16 protein-coding genes and 1 pseudogene are annotated in these 13,441 nt (G+C 46.4%); 15 read left to right on the top strand and 2 right to left on the bottom strand.

Annotated elements, in window-relative coordinates:
- Window positions 1-99: 99 nt before the first annotated feature.
- The 8 genes from KJW29_RS08580 (at window position 100) to KJW29_RS08540 (ending at window position 5,197) form a co-directional block, all read left to right on the top strand.
- Window positions 100-588, top strand: a complete 489-nt coding sequence (locus KJW29_RS08580) for a DsrE/DsrF/DrsH-like family protein (RefSeq protein ID WP_087568576.1) — start codon at window positions 100-102, stop codon at window positions 586-588.
- A gap of 96 nt (window positions 589-684) precedes the next feature.
- Window positions 685-945, top strand: coding sequence for a metal-sensitive transcriptional regulator (locus KJW29_RS08575; RefSeq protein WP_087568575.1), 261 nt, complete (start codon window positions 685-687; stop codon window positions 943-945).
- A gap of 23 nt (window positions 946-968) precedes the next feature.
- Window positions 969-1,355, top strand: coding sequence for a rhodanese-like domain-containing protein (locus KJW29_RS08570; protein ID WP_214629446.1), 387 nt, complete (start codon window positions 969-971; stop codon window positions 1,353-1,355).
- A gap of 114 nt (window positions 1,356-1,469) precedes the next feature.
- Entirely contained in the window at window positions 1,470-1,868 is a 399-nt protein-coding gene (locus KJW29_RS08565) for a DUF302 domain-containing protein (RefSeq protein WP_214629445.1), read from the top strand.
- A 151-nt stretch (window positions 1,869-2,019) separates the two neighbouring features.
- On the top strand, window positions 2,020-2,340 hold the full coding sequence (locus tag KJW29_RS08560; protein ID WP_187100276.1) for an ArsR/SmtB family transcription factor: 321 nt from the start codon (window positions 2,020-2,022) through the stop codon (window positions 2,338-2,340).
- Between the two features lie 102 nt (window positions 2,341-2,442).
- Window positions 2,443-3,750, top strand: a complete 1,308-nt coding sequence (locus tag KJW29_RS36020; RefSeq protein WP_246608648.1) for an alpha/beta fold hydrolase — start codon at window positions 2,443-2,445, stop codon at window positions 3,748-3,750.
- Window positions 3,751-3,763: 13 nt separating this feature from the next.
- Window positions 3,764-4,447 carry a DUF998 domain-containing protein gene (locus KJW29_RS08545; RefSeq protein ID WP_214629444.1) on the top strand — a complete coding sequence of 228 codons (684 nt, stop codon included), beginning with the start codon at window positions 3,764-3,766 and terminating at the stop codon, window positions 4,445-4,447.
- A gap of 234 nt (window positions 4,448-4,681) precedes the next feature.
- On the top strand, window positions 4,682-5,197 hold the full coding sequence (locus KJW29_RS08540; RefSeq protein ID WP_214629443.1) for an SRPBCC family protein: 516 nt from the start codon (window positions 4,682-4,684) through the stop codon (window positions 5,195-5,197).
- Between the two features lie 178 nt (window positions 5,198-5,375).
- Here KJW29_RS08540 and KJW29_RS08535 read toward each other — a convergent pair whose 3' ends face one another.
- Complete coding sequence (locus KJW29_RS08535) at window positions 5,376-6,971, bottom strand: MFS transporter (RefSeq protein WP_214629442.1); 1,596 nt, start codon at window positions 6,969-6,971, stop codon at window positions 5,376-5,378.
- 169 nt (window positions 6,972-7,140) lie between these two features.
- On the opposite strand from KJW29_RS08535, the gene KJW29_RS08530 reads away from it, so the two are divergent.
- From KJW29_RS08530 to KJW29_RS08500, 7 genes and pseudogenes are all read left to right on the top strand, one after another.
- On the top strand, window positions 7,141-7,992 hold the full coding sequence (locus tag KJW29_RS08530; RefSeq protein WP_214629441.1) for a LysR family transcriptional regulator: 852 nt from the start codon (window positions 7,141-7,143) through the stop codon (window positions 7,990-7,992).
- A gap of 124 nt (window positions 7,993-8,116) precedes the next feature.
- Window positions 8,117-8,389: pseudogene (locus KJW29_RS08525) on the top strand (winged helix-turn-helix transcriptional regulator); the annotation flags it as partial.
- Window positions 8,390-8,491: 102 nt separating this feature from the next.
- Window positions 8,492-8,803, top strand: a complete 312-nt coding sequence (locus KJW29_RS08520; RefSeq protein WP_214629439.1) for an ArsR/SmtB family transcription factor — start codon at window positions 8,492-8,494, stop codon at window positions 8,801-8,803.
- Window positions 8,804-8,818: 15 nt separating this feature from the next.
- Window positions 8,819-10,243, top strand: coding sequence for an arsenic transporter (locus KJW29_RS08515; RefSeq protein ID WP_214629438.1), 1,425 nt, complete (start codon window positions 8,819-8,821; stop codon window positions 10,241-10,243).
- Between the two features lie 4 nt (window positions 10,244-10,247).
- A complete protein-coding gene (gene arsC, locus KJW29_RS08510) occupies window positions 10,248-10,676 on the top strand; it encodes an arsenate reductase (thioredoxin) (protein WP_214629437.1) in 429 nt (142 codons plus the stop codon).
- A gap of 99 nt (window positions 10,677-10,775) precedes the next feature.
- Window positions 10,776-11,225 (top strand): MarR family winged helix-turn-helix transcriptional regulator, encoded by a 450-nt coding sequence (locus KJW29_RS08505; protein WP_214629436.1) that lies wholly within the window; start codon window positions 10,776-10,778, stop codon window positions 11,223-11,225.
- Window positions 11,226-11,492: 267 nt separating this feature from the next.
- On the top strand, window positions 11,493-12,305 hold the full coding sequence (locus KJW29_RS08500) for an arsenite methyltransferase (RefSeq protein WP_214629435.1): 813 nt from the start codon (window positions 11,493-11,495) through the stop codon (window positions 12,303-12,305).
- Window positions 12,306-12,614: 309 nt separating this feature from the next.
- Here KJW29_RS08500 and KJW29_RS08495 read toward each other — a convergent pair whose 3' ends face one another.
- Window positions 12,615-13,157 carry a TetR/AcrR family transcriptional regulator gene (locus KJW29_RS08495; protein WP_214629434.1) on the bottom strand — a complete coding sequence of 181 codons (543 nt, stop codon included), beginning with the start codon at window positions 13,155-13,157 and terminating at the stop codon, window positions 12,615-12,617.
- Window positions 13,158-13,441: the final 284 nt, after the last annotated feature.

Raw genomic sequence — 13,441 nt, 5'->3', positions numbered from 1 at the left:
AATGACAACATGTCATTTTCTCCTTCCTAAAATTTAAATCCATTACTGTTAGATTTCACTTGTTTATTATTATGTATAAAGAAAGGATGGATTTACTTCATGACACAAGTTGGAACCACTGAAAGAACCACGATTGTGCTTTTCAGCGGAGATCTGGATAAATCGATTGCTGCTTTCATCATTGCGAACGGGGCAGCTGCCTACGATCATGAGGTTACGATATTCTTTACGTTTTGGGGCCTAAATGCACTGCGCAAAGATCAGCCTGTTCCGGTTAAAAAGGGGCTATTGGAAAAGGCATTTGCCTGGATGATGCCGCGCGGTTCCAAAAAACTCGGCTTATCGCGCATGAATTTCGCAGGCGCAGGCCCGGCTATGATCAAGCATGTGATGAAAAAGCATAATGCACTTAGTTTGCCACAGTTAATCGAATTGGCACAAGCGCAGGGCGTTAAATTGGTGGCGTGCACAATGACGATGGATTTGCTTGGTCTCCAACAAGAGGAATTGCTGGATGGCATTGAATATGCCGGTGTTGCAGCCTACCTTGGCGATGCGACGGAAGCGAAGGTCAACTTGTTCATCTAAGTTCGAAAACGGACATCACCTTCGCATTTGGTGTATTGTAAACTTTGTGATCTTTGTTCATAATATACCTGTTCGTTTAATTGAGGGGTGATATTCATGAAGTATGATGATGATGTGAAACGAAGATTGAAGCGAATCGAAGGTCAGGTTCGAGGCGTTCTTAACATGATGGAAGAGAATAAAGATTGTAAGGATGTCGTAGGCCAGCTTTCAGCTATTAGGAGCGCAACGGACAAGGCGATTGCCTATATCGTAGCCGTTAATTTGGAGCAGTGTCTTGTTGAACAAATGGAACAAGGACAAGAGACCGGACAGGTTGTGAAGCAAGCGGTTGATCTGCTAATCAAAAGCAGATAAAAAGGGTAAGGAATGATGATAAAATGGATACATCAACGATGATTAACATTTTTATCGCTTTAGTCGCTATTTTATTTTTTTATAAGCAGTTTGCTCCGGTTAAAGGAGTGCGGACATTACATTCAAAAGAGTTCGAACAAGAGCGGATGTCCACAAAAGATGCCATTGTCATCGACGTCCGTGAGCCGCATGAATATAAGGCAGGGCACATGCCAGGGGCGAAGAATCTTCCGCTTTCGCAATTAAAGGGCAGAATGAACGAACTTCCAAAGGATAAACCCGTATTTGTTTATTGTCAGAGCGGAATGAGAAGCAAACGGGCTGCGGTAATTTTCAAAAAAAACGGTATCCCCAGTATCGTGAACCTAAAGGGCGGCATAATGGCTTGGCATAACTCGCTTCGAAAATAAGAATGGAGTCCCTTACACATCAGGGGCTCTTTTTTTGCGTTATTTCTTAAGCTTTAGGTAATAATACATCGGTAGTGTAATTATTTCCCAAGACCACACAGCAGGAGGTTCCCCATGTTCCACTATACAGTTCAAACAAACAAAACTGTCGATGAGGCCATACAAACACTGGAATTATCGTTAAAGGAGGAACAATTTGGCATTCTCTGGCGCTTCAACATTCAAGAGAAACTCAATGAGAAAGGGATTGAATTTAATCAACGTTACGAAGTGCTTGAGGTATGTAATCCAGTCGAAGCCAAAAAAGTGTTAAGCGAAAATGTATTAAATGGTTATTTTTTGCCTTGCAAGATTACAGTATATGAGCATGAAGGGCGAACGAAAATCGGGTTGCCTAAGCCGTCATACTTGATTGGAACGGCGGGAGAGGAATCTGCGACTGCTCTAAGGGATATTGCTTTGGACATCGAACGTCGCCTAATTATGTGTTTGGATAAAAGTATTCGCAAATAGTTTCATAAACCGAGGTGCGATATACAGCGATAGTCCGGACTTGTTTCCCGTCCTTGGCTGTCGTTTTTTTATATAGCTGAAAGTTGCACCATAATATATATTGACATGTATATACACATTCGTATATATTAATGTCATGAGAACAGCAACCATGCAATTAACGTTACTTACTCTTGCCGAACCCAATCGATTCAACATCGTTGAGTTGTTAAGAAATGGGCCTAAATCGGTAGGAGAAATTGTCCAGGCACTAGGCATCAGCCAGCCGCACGTATCCCGTCATTTGCGCATCTTGAGCGAGGCCGGGATGGTACGCTCTCGCAGCAAAGCACAGCTGCGCATTTACAGTCTCGAAGCCGGACCGTTCCAGGAGCTGGACGAATGGTTTGATTCCTTCAGCATTCTATGGGAAGAGCGTCTCGACAATTTCGAGGAGTATATGCTGGATTCTAAGAAGAAGGAGGACTTATGAAAGGTATCAGCCGTTTTATCGCGAGCTACATGCTAAATTACCGCAACGTTTGGAACCAAAGGCTGGATTCCCTTGAAAACTACCTAAAAAGGATGTCTGCAGATGAAAAGAAAAACAACCGTTCGTAAAAACCGCGAGCGCAGAGAACTCACTGTCGAGCGTATTGTCGCGATGCCTGTCCGGCTTGCATGGGAAGGCTGGACGGAGCCTAAACATATTACAAATTGGTGGGGGCCAAAAGGCTGGACGACCACCGTTTATGAAATGGATGTACGGCCAGGCGGGGTGTGGCGATATAGTCTCAAAGCCGATGACAATAGCGGCGAAGAAGCCTATTGCAGAGCCACATATGAAGAAGTGGAGGCACCAGGCAAACTGGTCTACATTGACACTTTTGCCGACAGCGATTGGAATATGGTTTCGGATAGCGAAATGTACACGACAGTGTTGTTCGAGGAAGTTAGCGGAGGAACGCGAATTAGCATCGTGACGCGATTCGCTACCAATGAACAATTGGACAACGCGGAAGCTATGGGCATGATCGAAGGATTTACCGATGCCTATGATCGACTGGAAGACTACTTAGAAACCTTAATGGGAGGCAAAAACACGATGGAAACCGTTATTTCAAAAGATGGGACACAGATTGCTTATACCAAACAAGGAACCGGTCCTGCAATCATCCTCCTATCTTCAGCAGCTGCTGACCATCAGGATGCTTTACCGTTAGCCGGGCACTTGACGGCCAACTTCACCGTATACAATTACGATCGTCGCGGACGTGGCCAGAGTGGGGATACCGCTCCATACGAACCCGCTCGGGAAGTGGAGGATATCGAAGCATTAATTGCAGCTGCCGGGGGACAAGCTTACTTGTTCGGGAGTTCGTCCGGAGCCGTGTTGGCGCTTGAGGCGGCAAACCTGTTAGGAGACTCGATCGCTAAGCTCTATTTGTACGAACCACCGTTTATTATTAACGACAGCCGTAAGCCTGTGCCTGTTGACTACGTAGAACATTTGAATACGCTCATTGAAGCCGACAAGCGGTCTGAAGCAGTCGAATATTTTGCATCCGAGGCTCTAGGCATACCTGGAGAATTTATCGGCTACATGAAGGCCGACGCTTCCTGGAACAAAATGGAGTCCTTAGCCCATACGCTTGCTTACGACGGCATGATTATGGGAACGACACAATCCGGTAACCCACTGCCAGCCGGCCGATGGAACGTTGCCATTCCTACTTTGATAATGACAGGGGAAAATAGCGAACCGCTATTCCATGACGCTGCACGCGCGCTTGTCGAGCTTCTTCCAGGGGCTATTGCTCATTTACTCGCCGGTCAAGACCATTCCGCAGTTGTGATGTCCCCTGATGTAGTGGCAAAGGCCATAGTTGATTTCGAGCGATAAGGAGAATGGAAGTATGAATGACTCTTCAAACTCTGGATCGATTAGTCGGTACACGGCAAAACCTTTAACGGCGACGGCCTCTAGATTCGCGCTTGTAGCGATCTTTTCAGGAGCATTGTTCGTGCTTATCCTAATCAGTCTGCATCTGCTGCAACCTGAATTTGATCCAACATGGCGTTTTATCAGCGAATATGCTCTTGGCGACTATGGTTGGATGATGCACCTTGCATTTGGATTGCTGGCAATTGCTCAAATTAGTGTGGCGATTACGATTTTTCCGCATATTCGAACGGTTTCGGGATACATTGGACTTGTCATTCTTGGAATCAGTGCAATTGGCGTAATAATCGCGGGTATCTTCGTGACCGATCCCATCTCCGTTGGTCCGGATGATGCAACGTTTAGCGGCAGCATGCACTCGATCGGAGCGATGCTGGACTACACGCCGGTAGCCGCCTTGCTGATTAGTCTTTCGTTATGTCGAATAGATGCTTGGAAACCTATGAAGAGAGTGCTGCTCACAAGCGCGGTTATTGCAATCGTCGCGATGCTCGCATTTGTACTTCAAATTCCGCAAGACGGGCAATTCGGGCCAGGAGTTTTGGCCGGTTTGTTCGGACGATTCTTGATCTTGGCCGACATTGCGTGGCTAATCATAGTGGGAATACATGCAGCCAAGCTGGGAGCTACTAAGTAAGTCTTAATTAGAGGTATAGGGCTGTAGAAAAAATCATATAACGTCGAATTATCGAAAACCGGCCGCATCGCGCTTGCAGCCGGTTTTCGTCTGAAATGGGGCAAAATTCATTTCAATTGTGGTGACTCACTATATATTACTTTACAGTTATATAACCATATGGTAATATTGAAATTGTAAAGGAATTGCGCACGATACATGCTTCGAACATGAGTTAAAGAGAGGAGAAAAAAGATGAAGACACTTTCTATTCACCATCGTACGTTTATAAACGCTTCGCCGGACGAGGTCTATGATGCGATTGCAACCGGTTCGGGCTGGGACGCGTGGTTTACGCAGGGAACGACCGTAGATGCAAGACCGGGCGGAACGATTCATTTTCGATTCCAAGATTTTGGGCCCGATCATATCACGCTCGAGGATGGGGGAACGGTTCTCGAAGCGATTCCTGGCGAGAAATTTGTCTATCAGTGGACGCCGGGCGAATCGACGACGACGATTTCCTTCGTATTAACGAGACTGGGCGAAGGGACTTTGGTTTCATTAGCGGAGTCGGGCTATAAGCAAACCGACATGGACTTGAAGGCATTCGCCGATTGCGCGGTCGGATGGGGCGAGGCTTTGACTTTGCTCAAATATTACCTGGAGCATGGAGTGACGTATGGCGCAGTGCCGAAGCATCGACTTGAGAAGCCAATGACGCAGCAATACTCCAATCGAACTGACAACTTCATGAGATCGAACCAATGAATTACATATACTGCCGACGTTACATCTAAGAGTAGTACCAGCGTAGTTCGCAGTGAGGGACTATTTTGGTACTTGGCACTTCATGAGAGCTTTGTTGGTACGACCCCGTATAGGCTGCTGAATCATTTCAGCAGCCTATTTGAGATGAAGATTAATAAACCTGGAAGGATGGAAACGATTACGAATCAGCTTGCTTGGATTTAACCGCTTCGATGCCGTCGGCATTACCGCCGTCAGTTCCAATATGACGCAAGATGACGGCCGCGAGTATGGAGAGGATCGCGATGCTGACTGCGATTGTTGCCGCTGCTGCATTAAAACCCGCCGTGAATGCTGCCTGCGCCTCCTCAAGCAATCCGAGAGGCAGTTTTTGCGCTACCGAGGAAGCTCCCGCGAGGCTGTCTCCGACTGCCTTGTGGACATCCTGATCCAGCGTATCGGGTATTCGGTCGAACATCCGGCTGCGATAGACGGCGGTTGTGAGACTACCCAGCGTGGCAATGCCAACCGCCAGGCCGAGTTCCTGCACAGTCTCGGATATGGCCGAGGCTGAACCTGCTTTCTCCGCTGGCGCCGCGCCTACCACCAGATCCGTGCCTAGAGCGGCGATCGTGCCAAGGCCGAGATAGACGAGTGAAAACGCCGCGGTGACCAGAGCAATGCCAGAAGGCCCGTTTTCGAGTCGCGTGAGCATCAAATAACCGATGACCGACAGACCGAGCGCGACCGCGATCACATAGCCGGGCCTGATACGTCGCGATGCCAGTGGAGCCGCTATGCCAGCGGCCAGCATAGCGAGCGCCGGAGGCCCCATCCAAAGCCCTGCTACCAGCGGCGGTAGGCTGGCGACCAATTGTAGGTACTGAGTGACTAGCAGCATCGTTCCGCCGACGCCGATGAGGCCAACAAGGAGTACGGCCAATGCGACGCTGAACACCTTGCTAGAGAAAAGATCCAAGTCGAAGAGAGGGTTTTCCAATCGGCGCTGTCGCCGAACGAACAAGATCACGGAGACGAATCCCACGGCAATCGCAAGCGCTGTTTCGGTACTGAACCCATTTTTTGAGATCTGCTTGATGCCGTAGATGATGGGCAGCAGGGCTAGGAGCGAATAGGTGACACTCGGGATATCCAACCGGCCATTCTGTGGTGCCCGGTATTCCGGAAGGAGAAATGGTGCGGCTACAAGCAGGAGCCCGACCACCGGCACCGCGACAAGAAAGGCCGCACCCCACCAATAGTGCTCTAGCAATATACCGCCCACGACCGGGCCGGCCGCCATGCCAAGCGCGAACATGGTCGTCCACACCCCAATCGCCAGCGCACGCTGGTGACGGTTTACGAACATGTTGCTGATAAGTGCCAGCGTCGATGGCATTAGTGTCGCGCCAGCCACGCCAAGCACCGCACGTGCTGCAATAAGCATGGATGCGCTGGTCGAATAGGCCGCGAGTACAGAAGCGATTGCAAAGGCAGCCGCCCCGACCATCAGCAGCTTGCGCCTCCCGATGCGATCACCCAGCGTCCCCATCGTGATGAGAAAGCCGGCGATCATGAAGCCATAGACGTCCACGATCCATAGGGCCTGCGCGCTCGTTGGCTGCAGATCGATTGCTAGCGCTGGCAATGCCAGATGCAACAGCGTCAGATCGAGTCCAAGCAGAATGGTTGGCATGGAGAGAAGCGCGAGCCCGGCCCATTCGCGCGGTCCGGCGAACTTCACGGACTGAACGTCTCGCCCCTCAAGCCCTTCAATGGCACATGAGTTTGCCAAGAGAATCACTCCTTCTTCAATCCATAAATAAATTAGCCGAACAGAGAGGCCAGTGTTCCATTTTCACCTCCACTCTTTATAGTCAGAGTCGAGTATACATGCATATTTTCATCAAGTATAATGATTGTTAGTGATGTTGATATCACTATTTTTGATGGGGGTGTGATTCTTGGAATTAAGCGACTTGAGGATCTTTCAAGCAATTGCTGAAGAAGGAAGCATTTCTGGAGCTGCAGTGCGATTAGACTATGTTCAGTCCAATGTAACTGCAAGGTTACGGAGACTAGAAGATGAGTTAGGAGTCCTGTTTTTTTATAGAAGTCCAAAAGGAGTTCAAATCACAGAAAAAGGCGCACTTTTTCGCAAGTATGTCGATTCAATTTTGCAAATGGCAGATGAGTCGATCAAAATACTTCAAGATCACGGCAAACCAAGTGGATCATTAAAAATAGGTGTTGTTGAAACGGTCACGTGCGGGAATTTCATGAACCTAATTGCCTCTTATCAATCGCGGTATGAACAAGTATCTCTTAGTTTAGAAACAGGCAATCCTCTAGAATTAATGGAGAAGGTAAAGAACTTCGAGTTAGATGCTGCTATTGTAACAGGTGAACTGACTAAAACAAATCTCGTTACAGACTATTTATTAACGGATGAAATTGTATTATTATCTGGCAGGACATTAGATGTCTCAGCTTTAATAGATCAAAAGTGGGCAGTCTCTCCAAGAGGTTGTCCATTCAGAATGAAATTGGAACAATGGTTGAAGGATGAGGGAGTTGCACTAAAGAATTTCATTGAGATTAGTTCATTAGAAACGATTTTAAGCAGTGTAAAAGCGGGGTTGACGTCAACCATTCTACCTAAATCGGTTTTAAAAGGTCCATATGAAGATTTAAATGTGTACCCTATACCCGAAGCGTATCGATCTATTGAAACAGGTCTTATCAGAAGAAGAGAAAAATATTTGGACTATGCTTACAAAGCTTTTGCAGAATTAGTTAATGAGGAAGGTCTGTAAAAAGTAATGTTCCTAGATGTCAAGTAGACAATAAATACGGCGAAAAAAAGGGCCATGGCCACTGTATTGGCAGCGGCATAGCCAGAGCCAGCTGCCTGATATGCTTCTAAAATTTACGATATAATTGATTATTAGGTATTGGCAATCAGAAAATAATGTTATGAGATTTAACGAACTAAAGCGAAGTATCGGTTCGATCACCTTTAAAACGCTCAGTATCATGTTGAAAGAATTGGAGGAGGCGGATAATATTATTATACGCAAGGAATTTCCGCAAGTACCTCCAAAGGTTGAGTACTCATTATCTGAACGTGGGTTATCTCTCATGCCGCTTCTGAGTATGATGTGCGAGTGGGGGGAGCAAAACATGGCGCCAAACGGAATCGTACGGCAATAAGGTTGAACAATTTTCAAATTCTTAATTATATAATCATTTACTTATATAATTACATTCGTATATAATTAATTCATGAAATCTTAGCGGAAGGAGGAGGGCAGGATGAATCCAATCAACAACATGGCAGATCAACTCAAACTGCTAGGGGATAAAACTAGACTTACGATTGTGGCCATGTTGAAAGAACGTGCGCTTTGCGTTTGCGACATTGCCGAGTTACTGGAAACGTCTCAGCCCAATGCAAGCCAACATTTGCGTAAATTAAAGGCAGCAGGGATAGTCGGTGAAACAAGGAAAGGGCAATGGATCTATTATTCCCTTCACATCGAAGATAAACCTGAAGTAAAGGTAATTGTAGGACTTCTTCCATCCCTAAAGGAAAAAGTGGATCGATTAAAAAATGAGTGCAATTAGTACGGGGGACTTTTCATGGGTATTTTAGCTGTTCTTATTTTCTTGATTACTTTGACTTTCGTAATCTGGCAGCCGAAGGGATTAAACATTGGTTGGTCTGCAATAGCAGGCGCTATCCTTGCTTTAATCTTTGGCGTTGTGAGTTTTGCTGATGTAGGAACGGTCACAGGTATCGTCTGGAACGCAACACTGGCCTTTGTAGCAATTATCCTTATCTCCTTGGTACTCGACGCCATTGGGTTCTTTGAATGGTCAGCCCTGCATATGGCACGTCTGGCACAAGGAAACGGTTTATTAATGTTCCTGTTCATTATTTTATTGGGAGCTGCAGTAGCTGCATTGTTTGCAAACGATGGAGCGGCGCTAATCATTACACCAATCGTCCTGGCAATGGTCAGAGCCCTGCAATTCGAGCAAAAAATGATTCTTCCCTTTATTATGGCAAGCGGTTTTATTGCAGATACGGCTTCTCTACCGCTCATCGTCAGCAACCTGGTCAATATTGTTTCCGCTGATTACTTCAGTGTTGGTTTTGCGGAATACGCTACGCGAATGATTGTACCGAACTTTTTCTCCATCGTCGCAAGTGTAAGCGTGCTCTATCTATTCTTCAACAAAAGTATTCCACGGAATTACGATTTGTCGCAATTGCAACAGCCACGAGAAGCGATAAAAGATATTCGGTTATTCAAACTATCCTGGGGCATTTTAGGAACGCTGCTAATCGCCTATTTCGTTAGTGAGTGGTTCGAGATCCCCGTATCCATCATTGCCAGCCTTGCGGCTCTAGCATTCTTAGTTACTGCAAGGAATAGTCCTGCTATTCACACTTGGCAGCTGGTAAAAAATGCTCCTTGGGCTATCGTATTTTTCTCCATTGGCATGTATGTCGTCGTATATGGACTCCGAAATGCCGGACTTACCGATGCGCTAGGCGATGTCATCCAGATGGTGGCGGACAAGGGACTTTTTGCAGCGACGGTAGGAATGGGGTTTATTGCCGCCATTTTGTCTTCTGTTATGAACAATATGCCTACAGTTATGATTGACGCGCTAGCTATTCAAGGTACACAAACGAATGGATTTATTCGAGAAGCCTTGATTTATGCAAATGTGATTGGATCGGATTTAGGTCCTAAAATTACGCCTATTGGTTCACTTGCAACGCTACTTTGGCTGCATGTCCTGTCCACAAAAAATGTAAAGATCAGCTGGGGATATTATTTAAAAGTAGGGATTCTACTTACGGTTCCTACGTTATTGATTACGCTTTTGGGTTTATTTTTATGGCTTTCACTACTCGAAACTTTTCAAATCAATCCTTGGCTGGGCATATCCGGCGTAGCTATAGTCTTTCTATTGATCGCAGTTGTCGTCACGAAACGATTGAAGCTACGGCCGTATGTCAACAGTCAAGAAACTACCACAAAAGGAGATTAGAATCATGGAAAATAACAAACCACTTGTCTATTTCTTATGTACAGGCAATTCCTGCAGAAGCCAGATTGCAGATGGCTTTTTAAAAGCTATAGGAGGAGATCAATTCGATGTAAGAAGTGCCGGGTTAGAGGCACATGGACTTAATCCACGGGCAGTGCTTGTAATGAAAGAGGTCGGCATAGATATAAGCCAAAACAGCTCCGATGTGATCGATCCAGCTATTTTGAACCAGGCGGACTACATCATTACGCTTTGTGGACATGCCGATGAACATTGTCCTGTTATATCGAACCAAAATGTAATCAAGTGGCACTGGGGATTTGACGACCCTGCCAAGGCAACCGGTACAGAAGAGGAAATCATGGAACAATTTCGAACAGTGCGTGATTCCATAAAAGAACGTATCCAACAGTTTGTTGAAGTGGGAAAATAAGCGAATACCAGAGAAACCACTTCATTAGTGGTTTCTTTTTAACATTACTTGCATTTTACAAATTTATATTGTATAACTGAATACATGAGGTGAAGCTGCATGGAGGATATACGCGGTCTATTTCAAATTATGACACGCCGCTTTGGGTTTCTGAATAAAAATTGCTGCACAGCCGGAGGCTGCGATATTACGCTAGTCCAAAGTCATATTCTTTATGAAATTGACAGACAACATAAACCGTCCATTCAGCAAGTATCCGAAGCGTTGGGTACGGATATTACAACGTTTAGCCGTCAAATTCAGGCGCTCATTAGAATGAGTTTAGTTAAGAAAGTATCTGATCCGGATGATCGAAGAGTACAAATTCTTTCGCTCACGACAGAAGGCAAGTACGTGGCCACGACAATTGATGAGCAGATGAAGGAATACCTAACGGAAGTGTTCTCGCAGATGAACGACTTTGAGAAAGAGACAGTCTTACGATCGATCAAACTTTTGAACGACGCCATGGCAAAATCCAGTTTATGTTGTTCCACCCCTATCGGGTGATTTCCTTTTGTTCATTACTTGCAATTTGCAAATAAAAATACATAAATTAAGGAGAGTTCGATATGCATGACAATTGGTACGCAATAGAAATGCTCATTAGAGATCGCCAACAAACAATTGAATTAAAGGCAAGAGAGGCATGGAAGTGGTCAGTACCGACTGATAACCAAACAATGAGCCAAGAGCTACTTCGCAGATTTAACGCCACAACAGCGTCTTGCTGCGCTGCTGGTTGCTGCTAACAAATTATTTAAGGAGAGTGGAGTCATGAGTCAATTAAGCAATGATCAAATTCGTCAAAACGTTCGTAGCCGGTATAAAGAGATTGCCTTACAGCCTGTTGAAGTAGGTTCTTGTTGTTCTTCTGCCGCATCAAGTTCGAGCAGCTTGGGTTCGCCTGAAACTTCTAAGAATGTATCTTTGCAGCTTGGTTATACTGGAGAGGATTTAACTGCAGCACCGGAAGGGGCAAACCTCGGTCTGGGTTGTGGCAATCCTCAGGCTATTGCGGAACTAATACCAGGGGAGGTCGTTCTGGATCTAGGTAGTGGCGGTGGCTTTGATTGTTTTCTTGCGTCGCGGCAAGTAGGAGAGACGGGCCGCGTAATTGGGGTAGATATGACTCCGGAAATGATTAGCCGCGCCCGTCACAATGCAACGAAGGGCGGATATTTAAATACTGAATTCCGACTCGGGGAGATTGAGCATCTGCCTATTGCAGACGGGACAGTCGATGTAATTATTTCGAACTGTGTCATTAATCTATCTCCAGCAAAACAAGTAGTTTTTGATGAAGCCTATCGAGTGATGCGCTCCGGAGGACGTCTTGCGATCGCAGATGTCGTCACAACCTCAGATTTACCGGCGGAAATTAAAGAGGATCTGGATAGCATGTATTCCGGCTGTATATCCGGCGCATCTTCAGTGGAAGAGATTAAAGTTATGCTAACTAAAAGCGGCTTTACGGAAGTACATGTGGAGCCAAAAGAAGAATCAAAATCGTTTATCAAAGATTGGGTTCCAGGCTCAAATGTCGAACAATATATTGCTTCAGCTGTAATCAAAGCCATGAAACCATAATTAAACGATGCGACGCAGGCTTATCGAATCGGAAAGCGCGTTTGGAACAACTGAAGAACAACAGGTCCAATCGGAATTGAGGCACTAACGCCAGGTCTTGTCGCCAAAGTAGTTGTCTCTTTCATCAGAAGATGCCAGTTTTATGAACGGTACCGTTGTTACCGCCAAAGGCGGTTGGACTGTTTAACTCCCTATAATTTCTCAGCACAGGTTTAATCTACCCCTTTTCAATCGAATTGTTCCGCAAGCCGGCCACGCCGACAATGATCATCCCGCCTATGAAAACGTAGATCCAAAGCCTTTACCTTGTCATCTTTTCACAATTGCGGTACGAAATCTGTCCCACAGGATGCGCTGTCGCTCCAGGAAGGTTTCCCCGTCATAGATCCCTTGCTCCATTGTCAAGCCGTTCGTCAGCGAGCAGAATAACGCCAGAATTGCAGCGGGATCCTGGCGTGCGAAGTCTCCTGCCGCTACTCCCGCCTCCAGTACGACCGACACGCATTCCTTCAACCTCTCATCATAGCCCATGAACGATTTACAAAGCGGCTCCTTCAGATGCTTGGGCGGAAACAGCACCGACCGTCGCAGAAAATCGGAGGCGGCGGTCACCGGAGCATGGTCGGTATAATGACGAAACGCAGCCTCCATCCGCTCTAAAGGCGGAGCACCGAACGTTCGCTTCAGCACGTCGGCCAGGTCTGACATGTCCGCCTGCAAGCTGTCCTCGAACAGGTCGAGGAACAGCTGCTCTTTTGAGGCAAAATGTGCATAGATGGACGGCGTCCGAACGCCCACTTCACCGGCGACTTCTGCCAGTGATACGCCTTCATAGCCCCGTTCGGCGAACATAGCCACCGGAGCGATTTTACAGGGATTGGGCTTCGAACTGTCTTATGAAGCCTCAGGAAAACCATTCGAAGAATTGAGCGTTGAGGCGCTCAGGGATATGCCAGCCGATGCCTATGTTCTGCTGCAAAGCCCGCAATACACGGCGGACGTAAATCCCGAAAAATATCCCGTATTTGGAGGTTGTTAAAGCCGGACACGCTCATATGGTCTGCAACGTGTTTTTGAAAAGGCGGCGAAGGGAGAACCTGAACCGCCTTTTTTGACTTTTCGTAAAGGAGTAATGG

The organism is Paenibacillus agaridevorans, assembly GCF_018604145.1.
GTDB lineage: Bacteria > Bacillota > Bacilli > Paenibacillales > Paenibacillaceae > Pristimantibacillus > Pristimantibacillus agaridevorans.
This window is presented reverse-complemented; position numbering and strand designations above follow the sequence as displayed.